This is a genomic window from Pseudoalteromonas rhizosphaerae (assembly GCF_028885455.1).
GTDB classification, from domain to species: Bacteria; Pseudomonadota; Gammaproteobacteria; order Enterobacterales; family Alteromonadaceae; genus Pseudoalteromonas; species Pseudoalteromonas rhizosphaerae.
This window is the reverse complement of the sequence record NZ_CP118496.1, coordinates 2794191-2810211: the sequence shown is the minus strand read 5'-3', so window position 1 is coordinate 2810211 and position 16021 is coordinate 2794191. Positions and strand designations below refer to the sequence as shown.

At 42.0% G+C, this 16021-nt stretch carries 14 protein-coding genes and 7 tRNA genes; 6 read left to right on the top strand and 15 right to left on the bottom strand.

What is annotated here, in order from left to right:
- Positions 1 to 121 precede the first annotated feature (121 nt).
- The gene (fadE, locus tag PVK79_RS12035; RefSeq protein ID WP_149982939.1) at positions 122 to 2578 is read left to right on the top strand and encodes an acyl-CoA dehydrogenase FadE; all 2457 of its coding nucleotides are present in this window, start codon (positions 122 to 124) and stop codon (positions 2576 to 2578) included.
- 4 nt (positions 2579 to 2582) lie between these two features.
- On the opposite strand, the gene PVK79_RS12030 is transcribed toward fadE, so the two are convergent.
- Both PVK79_RS12030 and PVK79_RS12025 read right to left on the bottom strand, forming a co-directional pair.
- Positions 2583 to 3698, bottom strand: coding sequence for a DUF6136 family protein (locus tag PVK79_RS12030; RefSeq protein WP_257325680.1), 1116 nt, complete (start codon positions 3696 to 3698; stop codon positions 2583 to 2585).
- Positions 3695 to 4285, bottom strand: a complete 591-nt coding sequence (locus PVK79_RS12025) for an ABC transporter ATP-binding protein (protein WP_182732242.1) — start codon at positions 4283 to 4285, stop codon at positions 3695 to 3697. Before PVK79_RS12025 ends, PVK79_RS12030 begins: the two co-directional genes overlap by 4 nt.
- A gap of 191 nt (positions 4286 to 4476) precedes the next feature.
- Here PVK79_RS12025 and PVK79_RS12020 point away from each other — a divergent pair, with 191 nt between their 5' ends.
- Positions 4477 to 6423: a S9 family peptidase gene (locus tag PVK79_RS12020; RefSeq protein WP_257325679.1), complete on the top strand. Its 1947-nt coding sequence runs from the start codon at positions 4477 to 4479 to the stop codon at positions 6421 to 6423.
- Positions 6424 to 6655: 232 nt separating this feature from the next.
- Here PVK79_RS12020 and PVK79_RS12015 read toward each other — a convergent pair.
- The 9 genes from PVK79_RS12015 to dnaQ form a co-directional block, all read right to left on the bottom strand.
- Positions 6656 to 6732, bottom strand: a tRNA-Asp gene (locus PVK79_RS12015).
- Positions 6733 to 6786: 54 nt separating this feature from the next.
- Positions 6787 to 6863: transfer RNA gene (locus PVK79_RS12010), tRNA-Asp, on the bottom strand.
- 37 nt (positions 6864 to 6900) lie between these two features.
- Positions 6901 to 6977: transfer RNA gene (locus tag PVK79_RS12005), tRNA-Asp, on the bottom strand.
- Between the two features lie 38 nt (positions 6978 to 7015).
- A tRNA-Asp gene (locus PVK79_RS12000) sits at positions 7016 to 7092 on the bottom strand.
- Between the two features lie 31 nt (positions 7093 to 7123).
- A tRNA-Asp gene (locus PVK79_RS11995) sits at positions 7124 to 7200 on the bottom strand.
- A gap of 41 nt (positions 7201 to 7241) precedes the next feature.
- Positions 7242 to 7318, bottom strand: a tRNA-Asp gene (locus PVK79_RS11990).
- A 27-nt stretch (positions 7319 to 7345) separates the two neighbouring features.
- A tRNA-Asp gene (locus PVK79_RS11985) sits at positions 7346 to 7422 on the bottom strand.
- A 98-nt stretch (positions 7423 to 7520) separates the two neighbouring features.
- Positions 7521 to 8897, bottom strand: a complete 1377-nt coding sequence (locus PVK79_RS11980) for a TIGR03503 family protein (protein WP_257325678.1) — start codon at positions 8895 to 8897, stop codon at positions 7521 to 7523.
- Between the two features lie 8 nt (positions 8898 to 8905).
- Positions 8906 to 9619 carry a DNA polymerase III subunit epsilon gene (gene dnaQ, locus PVK79_RS11975; RefSeq protein ID WP_145241655.1) on the bottom strand — a complete coding sequence of 238 codons (714 nt, stop codon included), beginning with the start codon at positions 9617 to 9619 and terminating at the stop codon, positions 8906 to 8908.
- A gap of 68 nt (positions 9620 to 9687) precedes the next feature.
- On the opposite strand from dnaQ, the gene rnhA reads away from it, so the two are divergent.
- Together rnhA and PVK79_RS11965 are read left to right on the top strand one after the other, a co-directional pair.
- On the top strand, positions 9688 to 10155 hold the full coding sequence (gene rnhA, locus PVK79_RS11970) for a ribonuclease HI (RefSeq protein WP_257325677.1): 468 nt from the start codon (positions 9688 to 9690) through the stop codon (positions 10153 to 10155).
- Between the two features lie 85 nt (positions 10156 to 10240).
- Positions 10241 to 11104 (top strand): MBL fold metallo-hydrolase, encoded by an 864-nt coding sequence (locus PVK79_RS11965; RefSeq protein ID WP_145241651.1) that lies wholly within the window; start codon positions 10241 to 10243, stop codon positions 11102 to 11104.
- Here PVK79_RS11965 and PVK79_RS11960 read toward each other — a convergent pair.
- Positions 11075 to 11833, bottom strand: coding sequence for a class I SAM-dependent methyltransferase (locus PVK79_RS11960; RefSeq protein ID WP_145241649.1), 759 nt, complete (start codon positions 11831 to 11833; stop codon positions 11075 to 11077). The genes PVK79_RS11965 and PVK79_RS11960 overlap by 30 nt on opposite strands.
- 52 nt (positions 11834 to 11885) lie before the next feature.
- On the opposite strand from PVK79_RS11960, the gene gloB reads away from it, so the two are divergent.
- Positions 11886 to 12671, top strand: a complete 786-nt coding sequence (gloB, locus tag PVK79_RS11955; protein ID WP_145241647.1) for a hydroxyacylglutathione hydrolase — start codon at positions 11886 to 11888, stop codon at positions 12669 to 12671.
- A 157-nt stretch (positions 12672 to 12828) separates the two neighbouring features.
- Positions 12829 to 14415, top strand: a complete 1587-nt coding sequence (locus PVK79_RS11950) for a lytic transglycosylase (protein WP_145241645.1) — start codon at positions 12829 to 12831, stop codon at positions 14413 to 14415.
- 50 nt (positions 14416 to 14465) lie between these two features.
- Here the strand turns inward: PVK79_RS11950 and PVK79_RS11945 are convergent, their stop codons facing one another.
- From PVK79_RS11945 to PVK79_RS11935, 3 genes are read right to left on the bottom strand one after another with little or no spacing between them, the layout of a single operon-like run.
- Positions 14466 to 14915 (bottom strand): flavodoxin, encoded by a 450-nt coding sequence (locus PVK79_RS11945; RefSeq protein ID WP_182731914.1) that lies wholly within the window; start codon positions 14913 to 14915, stop codon positions 14466 to 14468.
- Complete coding sequence (gene truC, locus PVK79_RS11940; RefSeq protein ID WP_145241641.1) at positions 14915 to 15679, bottom strand: tRNA pseudouridine(65) synthase TruC; 765 nt, start codon at positions 15677 to 15679, stop codon at positions 14915 to 14917. Before truC ends, PVK79_RS11945 begins: the two co-directional genes overlap by 1 nt.
- Entirely contained in the window at positions 15672 to 15992 is a 321-nt protein-coding gene (locus tag PVK79_RS11935; RefSeq protein ID WP_182731913.1) for a YqcC family protein, read from the bottom strand. The genes truC and PVK79_RS11935 overlap by 8 nt, the downstream gene beginning before the upstream one ends.
- Positions 15993 to 16021 lie beyond the last annotated feature (29 nt).

Here is a 16021-nt window from a genome sequence, read left to right as displayed (position 1 = left end):
ACTATACTCTTTACAAAAGACCAACTAAACTCTCAGATTATCTCACTAAGCTACTTGATAATTATTCACTCTAGCGCTACTCTAACTAAAGGTGGTCTGACCTCTATTAAGGATTGAATACATGACACTCATATTTACACTTGGTTTAATCGTGCTGCTCAGCATCGCGAGTTACCACAGAGCGAGCTGGAATACTGCCCTTGGCGTTTCCATCGCAACACTTGTCATTGGTACCTTTGCAGGTGCATTTGGCGCAATTAGCTGGTTGATCTTCTTGATCATTGCAGTGCCATTGTCTGTTACTGGCATTCGTCAGCAATATATTATTAAACCTATTTTTGCCATGTTTAAAAAAGTTACTCCAACTATGTCTGAAACTGAAAAATCAGCCATTGATGCGGGTACAACATGGTGGGAAGCCGATCTTTTTTGCGGCCGTCCTGATTGGAACAAATTACACCAATACCCAATGCCTAAATTGACAATCGAAGAGCAAGCCTTTATCGATGGTCCAGTTGAGGTGGTATGTAGTATGTTGGACGACTGGGAAGCAACTCATGAGTTAACCGATTTACCACAAGATGTTTGGCAATACCTAAAAGATAATAAATTCTTTGCCATGATCATTAAAAAAGAATATGGCGGCCTGCAATTTTCTGCCTTTGCACAATCGTGTGTACTGCAAAAGTTAACCAGTAAATCTACCCTGCTTTCATCAATTGTAGGCGTTCCTAATTCATTAGGTCCGGGCGAATTGTTACAGCACTATGGTACTAAAGAACAAAAAGATCATTACTTACCTCGCCTTGCTAGTGGTCAAGAGATCCCATGCTTTGCCTTAACTTCACCAGAAGCAGGCTCTGATGCCAGCGCCATTCCAGATTATGGTGTGGTATGTAAAGGTATGTGGGAAGGCGAAGAAGTCATTGGTCTTAGCCTAACATGGAACAAACGTTATATTACGCTAGCGCCTGTTGCGACAGTATTAGGTCTGGCGTTTAAACTACAAGACCCAGATGGTCTACTAAGCGATGTTAAAGAGCCAGGTATTACTTGTGCACTTATTCCTACAGACATGCCAGGTGTTGAAATTGGTCGTCGTCATTTCCCGCTAAATGTACCATTTCAGAATGGTCCTACTCGTGGTAAAGACATTTTCGTACCGCTTGATTACATTATTGGTGGACCAGAAATGGCCGGCCAAGGCTGGCGCATGCTGGTTGAATGTTTATCGGTTGGTCGTGCTATTACATTGCCGTCAAACTCAACGGGTGGTATTAAAACAATTGCACTTGCAAGTGGTGCATACAGCCGTATTCGTCGTCAATTCCGTTTACCTATTGGCCAAATGGAAGGTGTTGAAGAGTCACTAGCAAAACTAGCAGGTTATGCGTACAGCTCAGATGCGGCTGTTAGCATGTCAACTGGTGCGGTTGATTTAGGCGAAAAGCCATCGGTTGTTTCGGCAATCATTAAATACCATTTAACCGAGCAAATGCGTGATTCAACCAACCATGCAATGGATGTTCACGGCGGTAAAGGTATTATGCTTGGGCCAAATAACTATTTAGGTCGTGGCTATCAAGGTGCACCAATTGCCATCACTGTTGAAGGTGCAAATATCTTGACCCGTAATATGATTATTTACGGTCAAGGTGCCATTCGCTGCCATCCATTTGTACTGACTGAATTGGGTGCCTGCGCAATCGAAGATCGTGAAGAAGCGCTAGCGGTATTTGATAAAGCGTTAATGGGCCACATCGGCTTTACTATGTCTAACCTTGTACGTACTAAGTGGATGAGCTTTACCGGAGCCCGTTTTGCAACTACACCATTTAAAGACGAAACAGCTGAGTTTTACCGTACTGCGTCACGCTTTAGCGCGTCACTTGCATTGATGTCTGACATTAGCATGGCTGTATTTGGTGGCTCACTAAAACGTAAAGAGCGTATTTCCGCTCGTTTAGGTGATTTGCTTAGTTACCTTTATTTAGTGTCTGCAACGCTGAAACGTTATAACGATGAAGGCCGTAAAAAAGAAGATTTACCGCTTGTACAATGGAGCTGTCAAGATCACCTTTACCACTGTCAACGTGCACTTGCTGATTTAATTAACAATATGCCATCAGCTCCGCTTCGTGCAGCACTTAAGTTGATGTTGTTCCCGTTCGGTCGTCCAGTTCGTAAACCGACTGATAAACTTGAGCATAAATTAGCACAAATTTTACAAGTACCTAGCGAAACACGTAACCGTTTAGCAAGCTACGTATACTTAACAAATGAACCACTTAACTTAGTTGGTCGTCAAGAGCAAACGCTTAAAGACGTGCTAGCTGTTGAACCTTTATTTGATAAGGTATGTCGTGAAAAAGGCGTTAAACTGCCTTTCTTCCAGCTTGATAAAGTTGCTCAGATGGGACTTGAAGCGGGTATTTTAACGCAAGCAGAGGCTGATCAGCTGGCAAGCGTTGAAAAAGCACGTTTAGATGTTATTAACGTTGACGACTTTGACCCTGCAGATTTATTAGCAGGCAAAGCCGCACGTAATAACACGGCAAAAAAGGCGAATGCTGCTTAACATCTTAAGTTAACACAGCCAACAGCCCGCCTGTTGTAATCATCCAAACCAGCGCAAAATGCGCTGGTTTTTTTTGTGCTATATATAATTGTAATATACACCAGCCAACACTCAGGCTCAGTAATAACCATTCTATTTGTTCAACAAACAGCAGATAGCTGCTCAGTGTTATCAAAAAGAACAAGCAACTTGGCATAAATTGGCTGATAAAAAACACCCGTTGTTGATAATTTGCTTGAAAAAACAACTGATACTTATCATGTAACTTACCACAATCAAATTGCAGTGAGCTGGTAAACAACACCATAAAAGCTGCGGCTATCACGTTAAATATAGCCTCTAAATCAGCACGCTCATTGAGCAAAGTAGTGATTGCCATAAATACACACAACAATAAAGCCACTCGCCATACTAGTACCCTGCTATGTTGCATAAAAAAGCTCAGCCAAAAAGTAGATAATGCATTGATCGGTAACTGGTCGCTCAGCGAAAATGCTGGCAACAACATGCTCAGCGCAAATAATATAATAAAGCCACAGTGATAGGCTAACGGCGCTATATTAATCGGTAGCAAGACTAAAATAGCAGTAAATACTAAGCCATATATTAATGCTCTTGGCTTGTACAAACACAGTACACCGAGGCTAAACTGCAGTAACATAAACAGCACAAAATGGGGTGCTCGTAGCCACTGTGAATAGTTTAAATCCAGCGCAATTACAGCACTTGCTAGCAACCAGCCATTGCTTAAAAGCAATAGTTTTATATCCATTAACTTAAGCCAGTTTGACCTTACAATAGTGCGTTGAAAGAGCCGCTGCTGACTATTTTGAATGGCTGATTTCATTGCACTGAGCATCACGCTTTGCAGTAATAGATACAGCCACGCCATTTGAGCGCCATATTGCGGCGCATCTATGCTGTTGATGATTTTGCCCAGACCTAAAAATAACAGCAAAATCATTCCAAGCATGGCTGAGCCAAGTACCACTAAAAATAATAAGCCGAAGTTTTTAAGTTGCTGTAGTAGTTGTGCCAGCTCAATTTTATAGGCCTGATAACGATACTGCATAAATGAGCGATATTGTGCAATCTCAAGCTTAATACCTAGCTTGCTCATAAGGGGACACACTCAAAGCCATGCTCGATAAACGGCGCCGGCTCATGGCAAGTGATAATGATTTGCCCATGCGCTTTATCTGCTAAATAATTATCTAGTAAACCAAGTAAATATATAATGCTGGCTTGATCAAGTGCCGCACTGGGCTCATCTAGTAACAAATACGGCGCACCGCGCATTAACGCTAAAATTAATTGGCACTTTTTTTGATTACCCGATGACAACGCATCAAAACGAGTCGCTAAAAAATCTGAAAAATTAAAGCCGCTGATAAGCGCTGTCGGCCAATCGCAGCCTAAACTGCTAACCGTTAAATTGATAATTTGTTTCGCGGTTAAAAACTCAGGCAGCGCGATGCGATCACTGGCAATTGCTACCTGTTTATAAGGCTCAGACAACACCTTGCCTGCAAATAATATCTGTCCACTTTGTGGTTGCTCAAGTCCAGCAAGCATCATTAGCAGCGTGGTTTTACCTTGACCGTTCGGCGCTTCAATACATACTCTCGGTGCTGTAAAGCTGATGCGATAATCTTTATATAGGATGTTTTGGGCAAATTGCTTGTGTAAACCACTAACTTCAATCATCACTTTCCTTTTATATGAGAGAGCCTTTTATATGAGTGAGTATTATAACGTAGGCTGTATTTTTAACGATACAGGCTTTGTAACACTTTGTTGCAGTTAAAATCAGCTAAAAACTTGCGTTAAAATAGGGTTAGGGCAACACTAAAACCGGTAAAAATATGCTTAGATAACAATAAACCAAGGAATGTACTATGAACAAAAAATTGCAATTTGCCGCACTCGCCTGTGCAATCAGTATTGCCTTGAGCGGTTGTAGCCAATCAACCTCAACAACAGCCGTCACCACAGTACAGTCGCAGCAAACTCAGCAAGTTAGCACCTATAATGCTAAAACCTTCTTTGATACGACCGCAATTATGGGCAGTAGCTTTTCACCCAATGGCGATAAAGTACTGGTAAGCTCTGATGAAAGTGGTATTTACAGCTTGTATGAAGTAGATGCAAAAACAGGCAACAAAACCCGCTTAACCAATTTTCAGGATAGCACCTACCCTGTCCGTTACTTCCCAAATGATGAAAGGGTCCTCTTTACCAAAGATTCTGGCGGCAATGAGCGCTTTCACGTCTACGTCCGTGAACTTGACGGGTCAATAACAGATTTAACCCCCGGCGATGAAACCCGCGCAAGCTTTGCAGGATTTACAGAAGATAGCAGCGAGTTTTTTATTACTAGTAACCAGCGCGATGCTAAATTTATGGACTTATACCGCGTTGATAGTAAAACCTATAAAATCACCCCTGTTTATCAAAATACGCTTGGTTTAGATGTCGGAGCAATCAGCCCCGATGGCCGCTATATCGCACTATCTAAAAATAACACCAATAAAGACAGCGACACATTTATTCTCGATACCTATAAAAAGACCCTCAAACCACAGCTAATTTCAAAACACAATACACCAGCTCAATACACGCCTGAAACCTTCTCTGTTGATAGTAAATACTTATACTACTCAACGGATGCTAAAGGCGAGTTTTCACAAGTGTGGCGTTATGAGTTGGCCTCAGAGGAGCATAGCCCTGTATTAAAAGATAATTGGGATGTCAGCTTCATTTATTTTTCTAAATCAGGGCGTTATCAAGTCAGCGGTGTCAATGCCGATGCCAGCACTAAAGTCACGGTGATTGATACCCAGTCAGACAAAGAGATTGCGATGCCTCAGTTACCCGCAGGTAACTTACGTGGTGTTAACTTTTCTGCAGATGAAAAAAGCATGGCGTTTTACCTAAACTCAGACACGTCACCAAGTAACTTATTTGTATGGCAAGTAGGCAGTAATAAAGCACAGCAATTAAGTAATACTTTAAGCAAAGAGATAGATCAAAATGATTTAGTTGAAAGTACCATAGTGCGCTTTAAAAGCTTTGACGGTTTAGAGATACCCGGCGTACTTTATAAACCCAAGCAAGCCAGTAGCAATAATAAAGTGCCAGCGCTAATTTGGGTGCACGGTGGCCCAGGTGGCCAAAGCCGCACTGGTTACAGTGCAATGCAACAACATTTAGTCAATCATGGCTATGCTATTTTTGCGGTTAATAACCGTGGCAGTTCAGGCTATGGTAAAACCTTTTTTCATTTAGATGATAAAAAACACGGCACCGACGACTTACAAGACATTGTTTACGGTAAAAAACACTTACAAAGTTTAGATTGGGTCGATGCAGAAAAAATCGGTATCATAGGTGGCAGCTACGGTGGCTTCATGACCGCAGCAGCGCTTGCTTTTGAGCCTGAAGAATTCAAAGTGGGCATTAATATTTTTGGTGTCACCAACTGGGTAAGAACGCTCAACTCAATTCCACCGTGGTGGGAAAGCTTTAAAAAAGCGTTGTACGATGAAATGGGCGACCCTGCAACGGACGGCGAGCGTCATCGTGCAATCTCACCGCTATTCCATGCTAAGAATATCACCAAACCATTAATGGTTATTCAAGGCGCCAACGATCCGCGCGTATTACAGATAGAAAGTGATGAGTTAGTTGCCGCAGTGAAAGCCAATGGCGTACCGGTCGAATATGTATTATTTGACGATGAAGGTCATGGTTTTAGCAAAAAAGAAAACCGTATCAGTGCCTCCAACGCGTATCTAAACTTTTTAGATACCTACTTAAAAGAACGCTTTGGCCCACAAGGCTAATATATTAAAGCTGACTAGAAGTTTAATTATAAGCCTGTAATTCTGATCAAGATTGCAGGTTTTATTATGTTCTTTGTCAAGTTCAGATAAGATAACTGATAGCTGATAGCTGATAGCTGATAGCTGATAGCTGATAGCTGATAGCTGATAGCTGATAGCTGATAGCCAAAGTATGTTTTATTGCAATAGGTATACAAGGACTTTATAAACTTATTATTGAGGAAATAACAAGTGGCGGAGTGGACGGGACTCGAACCCGCGACCCCCGGCGTGACAGGCCGGTATTCTAACCAACTGAACTACCACTCCGCAGTGGTATGTGCATGGGGTAATGCACTTACTAATTTTATTACTGATATCAAGTGGCGGAGTGGACGGGACTCGAACCCGCGACCCCCGGCGTGACAGGCCGGTATTCTAACCAACTGAACTACCACTCCGCAGAGATATCATTATACTTGTTATTACTTAATTTGTTGGCGGAGTGGACGGGACTCGAACCCGCGACCCCCGGCGTGACAGGCCGGTATTCTAACCAACTGAACTACCACTCCAGCATACAAATTTTGTAATATAACATTGTTTAAATAGTTGGCGGAGTGGACGGGACTCGAACCCGCGACCCCCGGCGTGACAGGCCGGTATTCTAACCAACTGAACTACCACTCCAGCGCATATTTAAACTGTTATTTTTTCTTATTGGCGGAGTGGACGGGACTCGAACCCGCGACCCCCGGCGTGACAGGCCGGTATTCTAACCAACTGAACTACCACTCCATAATAAGAATATGTTTTACAACCATATGTTGTGTAAGTGTTGGCGGAGTGGACGGGACTCGAACCCGCGACCCCCGGCGTGACAGGCCGGTATTCTAACCAACTGAACTACCACTCCAGCGTCTACTTACAAATTGTCGAAAATTGGCGGAGTGGACGGGACTCGAACCCGCGACCCCCGGCGTGACAGGCCGGTATTCTAACCAACTGAACTACCACTCCACATTTTCGTTGCTGTCTGAGTCTCCCCTGACAGCGGCGTGAATAATACGAACCAACCCCTACTTCGTCAAGGGCTTTTTTGTTTTTTTACAGGTTTTTTAGTCATCTGACATCGAAAGGTTTAAAATTTCACCGGTTCTATCAATTTTTGAACCATTTTTGTCGAGTTCTTTTTTTTCATTACTTTGCGGCTCATTTTCAACTGCTGTTTTTTTCTTCATAAATGGTAAGTTGATTTTCGGCATGATTGATTTTTTCTGCACAAATACACGAATTGCTAACCAACCCAACAGCAAAACCAGTAAATTCCCGCCAACAATTAAACTAATAAATGTAATTGTTGCCATTGATTCGGCTTCCTTAGCAACTCTTTCTATTTCTTGTTGCTGTGCTGGGGTAATAATTGGTTCTGGTAATTCAGGCACCACTTCTATTGGTCGTTCTATTTCAAATTTATAGGTCGGTAAAGTCGCCATAAATTCGCGCCCATTAACATTAGTACCAAAAACAGACAGTTCAATACTGTATCGCCCCCAATCATAATTTTTAATCGTCAGCTGACGGGTCAAACTGTTTTTAGCATCAAGCGTAAACATTTGCTCTTCATTATTGGGGTAATAAATTTTACCTTGGATCAATACCGTATCTGGTTGCACTATTTGGTTATCGAGGGTAATGGTTAATTGATGTTCTTGCAGGTCATCTTCGGCTAAGGCGATTTCATAACTAAAGGGGGGTTCTTTAACTTCGATAAGATCTTGCACGACGGTGCGCTTTAATAATGGGGTTTCAATATATAGCTCTGGTCGCCATTGTCCGGCTGGGAAAACTAATTTAAATTCACCGGTAAAAATACCATCTTTAGGGCGCTCATCGAAACCACGGCCATCGTCTTTAAATTCAGCAACATTCTGAGTGCCAGCGCCAAAGTTTGCAAAGTCACTGTTATTGGTGCTAATAAAGTCAACATTTAAACTGACCACATCCCGAAACAAGCCCACTTGAATCGGCTCACCATCATTTAGTATTTGCCCTGTAATTTTAACTGTTTCGCCACGAAACAGTAATGGGGGTAATGGTTCGGCTTGTAATTCTACTTCTCCTAACACCACAATCCGGCTTTTCGGCAAAATACTACCAACGACCTGCCAAGGCCCAGGCATTGGCTGCTTAATAGTAATCAGATCATAACTTAGCTCATCAAACCATTGTAGGTTGTCATCTTTTCTCGCCGAGGTTGCATAATATTTACTGCCATCGGGTTTTACCAATACCACTGCTGGTGCACCGGGCTTGCGAAAAAATAATAAGGTGATTTCGTCAACTTTATAATCAATACGAAAACGATTTTCCAGTAAAGGAATTTCATTTTGCCGCCCATCGCGCTGCAGTAAGGTTATTTTATCTTCATTTGTTGCACTGCTGGTGTTTGGTAACATCATAACCAAACACACAACTAACATTATGCTTCTCATGTTTTGCCTTATTCGGCGCGCCATATACATTGACCACCGGCTTCGTTGACTATATTTAATCGCTCTTCGTGAGCGAGTTGCTCATCATTATTGGCTTGTAAGACCACCAGCGGTGGACGGTTTGAATCTAAACGACGCAGTTCTTTTTGTTGTTGCTCACTGCCTTGATTTTTATTTTGATTAAGATTGAGCTTTACCTGCCCCCCCGTCATCGCTAAATAAACGTCAGCTAAGATCTCAGAATCCAGTAGTGCGCCGTGTAAGGTACGCTTAGCGTTATCTACATCATAACGCCGGCATAACGCATCTAAGTTATTCTTCTGTCCTGGATGCAAGTCACGCGCCATTTTGAGGGTGTCGAGAACTTGGCAGTAATCATGGGTTTTTTGATAACCTTGATTGAGCAACGCAAATTCATTATCCATATGACCGACATCGAACGGCGCATTATGAATTACCAGCTCCGCCCCTCTAATATAGTCGAGAAACTCTTGAGCTATTTGATGGAATAACGGTTTATCACGTAAAAACTCATTAGTGATACCATGAACATCAATGGCTTCTTCGTCACTTTTGCGCTGTGGGTTGATATAAACGTGAAAGTTATTGCCGGTTAAACGACGATTCACTAATTCCACACAGCCAATTTCAATAATACGATGCCCTTGTTTAGGGTCGATGCCGGTGGTTTCTGTATCTAAAACTATTTGTCTACGTGCCATATCGAATTTAGCCTGACTCTGGTATCTTTCTATAATCACTTTATTGTACATAAGATCAAGGGAAAACAGTGCAAAAAACCGTAGAGATTTACACCGATGGCTCATGTTTAGGTAATCCGGGCCCCGGCGGTTATGGTATTTTTATGTTTTATAATGACCACGAAAAAAAATTAAGCCAAGGCTATACCCTCACCACCAATAACCGAATGGAAATGCTCGCAGCAATTGTTGCTCTTGAGAGTTTAAACCGCCCGTGTGAGATAAACCTCACCACCGACAGCCAATACGTGAAACAAGGTATTGAATCATGGCTTGCTAACTGGAAGAAGCGAGGCTGGAAAACGGCTGCTAAAAAACCAGTTAAAAATGTCGATTTATGGCAGCGTCTTGATGTAGCCTGCGCCCGTCATAATGTGACTTGGAAGTGGGTAAAAGGTCATAGCGGCAATAAATACAATGAAATTGTTGATGATTTGGCGCGTGATGCCGCTGGCAGTAAAGATTTATTAGTCGATGAAGGTTACAACCCTGAATAATATTAGTAGGTAATTCATCATAAACCATTTAACAACTTAGTTATATGATATAGGATTTGGATATATTAAATAATGGAGTTGTTAAATGGCTATCTCGATCGAGTCTTTTTTTCATCAGCAAAGTGCTACCTTTACTTATTTAGTGTCTTGCCAAACCACTAAATCTGCCATGTTGATCGATGCCCCTGCTGACTTTGATGCTGCTAGCTGTACGTTAAGTTTTCAAACCGCCGACGAGATCATTGCCCATATAAACGATAACCAACTTATTCTTGAGTGGGTTTTAGAAAGCCACGCCCATGCAGATCACATTACTGCCGCCAGTTATATAAAGCAGCAACTTGCGACATATCATCCTTGCAAGTTAGCAACGGGTAAAAAAATAATACAAGTGCAAGAACATTTTAGCCGCCTGTATAATATTAATATGCCATGTGATGGCAGCCCATTTGAACAGCTATTTACTGATAACGAGCATTTTGCACTGGGCGCACACAAGGTTACTGTATTAGCGACTCCAGGCCATACTCCAGACAGTGTGTGTTATTTAATTGAAGGCAACTTGTTTGTTGGTGACACATTTTTTATGCCCGATAGCGGTACTGCACGCTGTGATTTCCCAGGTGGCAGTGCCAAAACGCTTTATCAGTCACTGCAACGTATTTTAGCCCTGCCCGATGAAACTATTTTATGGATGTGCCACGACTATCAGCCGGGTGATCGCCCACTTGCCAATAAAACATCGGTACTCGAGCAGCGCACCAGTAATATTCATCTACAAGCCTCTGAGCAAGATTACATAACAACCCGTAGCGCCCGTGATGCAACACTCAGTGCACCTAAATTATTGCACCCAGCAATACAAATGAATATTCGCGCAGGCCAATTACCAAAAGCACAGCAAAACAGTCAGCGTTATTTAACGCTTCCGCTCACAGTGTTGCTTTGAGGTTTGCCGTAAACCAGCTCCTTTTACTGGAGCAAACTGTGGACGAGCGTGCCATTTAGGCTTTATGGGTGTCAAAGGCGCAACTCGTTTACGAGCGACCAACATATACACACTTCCCATGGGTTTTAGATATTGCTTGGTAAAACGTCGCCATGGCGCAAACCGCGATAAACGGTTGCCTCGTGCTAATGACGAATAAATAAAACGTTCATCACTGACTATTTCAAAACCTAATAGGTTAAGCCAATCTTTTACCCGTGCGGGAGTGAAAAAGCGTCCCGTCCATGGCAACTTTTGACCGCTAAAGGGCAACAACTGCGCAAGTCCACATAAACTAAATGGGTTAAACCCGGTGATCACCATATAGCCACCTGGTATTAAGGTGCGGTGTGCTTCACGTAATATATGATGCGGATCGGTGTGATACTCTAAGCAATGACTTAATATACAGGCATCAACACTGTGCTCGTAAAAAGGGAGTTCATCTATATCGGCAACAACACCTGTAAATGGTCCTGACTCTGCTACGCAGACTTGGTGTTTAATGGTACTTTTACTGGTATTAAGTTCGCCACTGAGATTACCGAGTTTTAACATGTGATAGCCAAACATTCGCGGTAACCACTTGGCCATTTTACGTTCTATATCACTACGTAAATAGTCACCATGAGGAAACTCTTGCCACGACAGTGGTTTGGGTCCTTCTTGAAAACTAAGGGCTGGTTTCATACGCTGAGCTCGTTATACTGTTTGATATCGTCACTTTATAGAGCAATGTCACATGGTGCAAGTCAAAGCAATTAAAGCCTTTTCTGATAATTACATTTGGTGCCTTAGCGATCCTACAAGTTCGCAAGCATGGGTAGTTGACCCAGGTCAAGCTGAACCAGTGTTAACTTATTTAAACCAAGCTGGTTTAACCTTAGCGGGTATTTTAGTTACCCATCATCATTATGATCATACTGATGGCGTAGCCGCTTTGTGTGAAAAATTTGTGGGCATTGATGTATATGGCCCACACAATAGTCCATTTAAAGGGATCACAAAACCATTAATGGACGCGGATAAGATAACCGTACTTGGGACAGAATTTTCCATCATAACAACACCTGGACATACCTTAGATCATATTTGCTATACCCACCCTGCTCTCGCTTTTACTGGCGATACATTATTCAGTGGTGGTTGCGGACGCTTATTTGAAGGAACAGCAGAGCAAATGTACCACTCATTTAACAAACTAAAAGCGCTACCGCATGATTGTAAAATTTATTGTACTCACGAATACACCCAAGCTAACTTAGCATTTGCATTAGCCGTTGAACCGGATAATCAAGACTTGCTCAACTATTCACACTGGGTTGACGAGCAACGTAACAACGACTTAATCACTTTGCCGAGTACTTTAGGGCAAGAGTTAAAAATAAACCCGTTTATGCGTAGCGAGCTGCCAAGCATTACCACGCTATTGCCTGCACAATTTAAAGGACTCAGAAAAAACTCAGCACAAAAAACTGAACCTTGGCAAAACTTCGCAGGTCTGAGAACCTGGAAAGATCATTTTTAATATAATAAACCTGCCCTGTAGTTAATAAATCTAAGCAGATTATTTAGTTAGCTGGTAAACAGCAGCATTGTTGCATATTTTAAACGGTCATAAAGTGGTAATACCGACTCATAACGGGTAGTATTCGCCGAGTTTTTTACCTGATGTATTGGTATTTATGAATAAATCCCCCCTCGTTTTAGCCTTGGCTTTAGTGCTAAGTGGTTGTCAAACCTTGACATCAACACAATCTGATGACGCTATCGTCAATCAAGCAGAGCAGCCACAACTTAATGGCGCCAGCCCACACGATATCAGTGAAGCATTGATGATCAATGCACAATACCAACAAGTTAACGACTTGGATGATGCACCACCCGTTTTTGATGATGTGTGGGAGCGAATTCGTTACCAATTATCAATTGAAGTGCCGCAAAATCGCCCAGTTGTCACTGAGCGTAATTATTATGCTAAACATCAAGCTTATCTAGATCGCATCTCAAAACGCGCGGAACCTTATCTGCATTTTATTGTAGAAGAAGTTGAAAAGCGTGATATGCCAATTGAAATAGCATTACTGCCTATTGTTGAAAGTGCCTTTGACCCGTTTGGCTACTCATACCGAAGTGCATCGGGTATTTGGCAATTTATGCCACAAACTGGTGAGCGTTTTGATTTAAAGCAAAACTGGTGGTACGACGGTCGTCGTGACATTGTACAATCAACCCGTGCGGCGCTTGATTATCTATCTTATTTACATAAAACCTTAGAGGGTGATTGGCTCAACGCCATTGCGGCCTATAACTCAGGTGAAGGGCGTTTATTACGCGCCATAAAAAAGAACCGTAAAAAGCACTTGCCTACTGATTTTTGGTCTCTTGATTTACCAAGTGAAACCACCGCCTATGTGCCAAAGCTATTAGCATTATCAGATTTACTAAAACGCCAAGATGACTTTGGGGTAAAGTGGAACCCGATTATCAATGCACAAGTTGTTGAAGCCGTTGATATAGGTTCACAAATTGATTTAGCACTTGCTGCGGATATGGCTGACATTAGCCTGACTGAATTGTATCGTTTAAATCCTGGCTTTAATCGCTGGGCAACGGATCCAAATGGTCCTCACTTTTTATTATTACCAACAGACAAAATTGAGCAGTTTCAACAGTTATTAGCTAAAACAGCGATGAAAGATCGTCTGCGTTGGCAACAGTATATTGTCGCAAGCGGTGACAGCTTATCGGTAATTGCGAAGAAGTTTGCCACCAGCACCAGCGCTATCAAATCACTCAATAAACTAAAGTCAAATACCATTCGTATTGGTCAGCAATTATTAGTGCCGTTAAGTGACGGTGCAATTAATAGCGAACACCTACCAAAACAAATGCGTATGGCGGTGAATAACAATAGTCAAAAGAAACTGTCTCATACGGTTAAAAGTGGCGACACTTTATGGGATATAAGCCGAGAGTACGATGTAACCATTAATGAACTCGCTAGCTGGAATAAACTTAAAAAGAATAGTGTATTACGTTTAGGCCAAAAGTTAACGGTTTATCAGAGCCCTAAGACCCCTAAGGCGGCGTTAGTCAGTACCGAGCGGACAATCACCTATAAAGTTCGCCGTGGTGACTCTCTGGCTCGCATCGCAGCTAAGTTTAACTTAACAGTAAACGATATTATCAAATGGAATAACTTAGCAGGACAAAAGTACTTACAACCAGGGCAAAAGTTAAAGCTTAAAGTGGACGTAAAAAGCACCTAAGCGAAATAATACAGACAATAAAAAAGAGCGTTTTCGCTCTTTTTTATTGTCTAATGAGGTAACTTAGCTAACCACTCTTGGAGCCATGGCTGAGTTACTGGCCAAGGTTCAAAATCTTCACAGGCATCAATTTCTAAACGATGGCCGATAGGTTGTGCTTGTAAGTCACGAAATAACTCATCAAAACTTCGCCCTGCACCACAAAACGTATCACCATAACTTCGGTCGCCCATAGCGATAATGCCGTATGGCTTAGCAGTTAACATAGGAAAAGTGCTATTCAACTCGTTAAAAAAACCAGCAAGGTTGTCAGGAATATCACCTTGCCCGGTAGTTGAAGTGATAACTAAAATATGTGTGGCTTGCTGAATATCTGCAATGGTTGGTTGATCGACTAAATTTACGCTGTGCCCTGCTTGTTCTATTGCGTCAATAACTTCGTCACTTAAACGCTCGGCACCGCCATATACACTGCCTACAAATATGCTAATAGTTGCCATTAATAATCCCTCTCTTGATGTGGCCAGCCAAGCTGTTGACAAATAGTGAGCATTTCTTCACCTAGCGGCGCTTTAATATTGATCTGTTGTTGAGTATAAGGGTGCACAAAATTAAGCTCAGTTGCAAATAACATTAATCGACGTAATGCAAAATGCTCTCTAAAAAATTGGTTATGCTGATTATCACCATGATTAACATCACCAATTATAGGCAGTGATAAATGTTTTAAGTGACGGCGGATTTGATGCTTACGACCAGTTTTAGGAAAGCACTCCACCAGCGAATAGCGCACTGTTGGGTATTTATCAATTGGTATCGGTAACGTTGCTTGCTGCAAGCAGTTAAACAGAGTTTGTGCCTCTTGTGGGGCTTTATTTTGATCAGCAAACTTATCCGCAATTTTATCCAGCTGTTCTTTTAGTGGCTTATCTAAAAACACCGACTCCGGCGCAAAACCACGCACTAACGCGAGATAGCGTTTAGAGATTTGATTATCAATAAATAACTGATTAATGTCCCGTGCAGCTTCAGAGCTCAATGCAAACAGTAAGACGCCCGATGTAGGCCTATCTAAACGATGCACAGGGAACACATGCTGGCCAATTTGATCGCGCAGCATCTGCATCGCAAATTGTGTTTCATGTTTATCTAAAAATGATCTGTGTACTAATAAACCAGAAGGCTTATTAATTGCGATATAGTTTTCATCACGGTATAAAATTTCAAGCTCAGCAAATTCAATTGGCTCAGGGCGTTCACTCATGGCTGCTTCCTAGTACATTATCAAACTCTGTGAGTAACGCGATGATGGCATCGCCTCCAGCCTTTTCAGTAAGCATTAACTCAGCCATCGGTGCAATTGCAAAATTACTCGGTAACGGCTGCTGTTTAGCAACTAACATTTGCATTTTTTCAATAAATACAAATTGTAACCACTGCTCAAACGCCATAGTATCGTGACAAAATGGCACTGTTGAGTTTAACGCTTGCGGATCAATTGGAGTATTTTGCCAAAGTTGATGCTGTTTTAATAAGTCTTCGAGTTGCGTTAAGTAAGTTTGGGTCTGTTGGTACATAACCACCCTTGTTGATTATCATTGCTTGA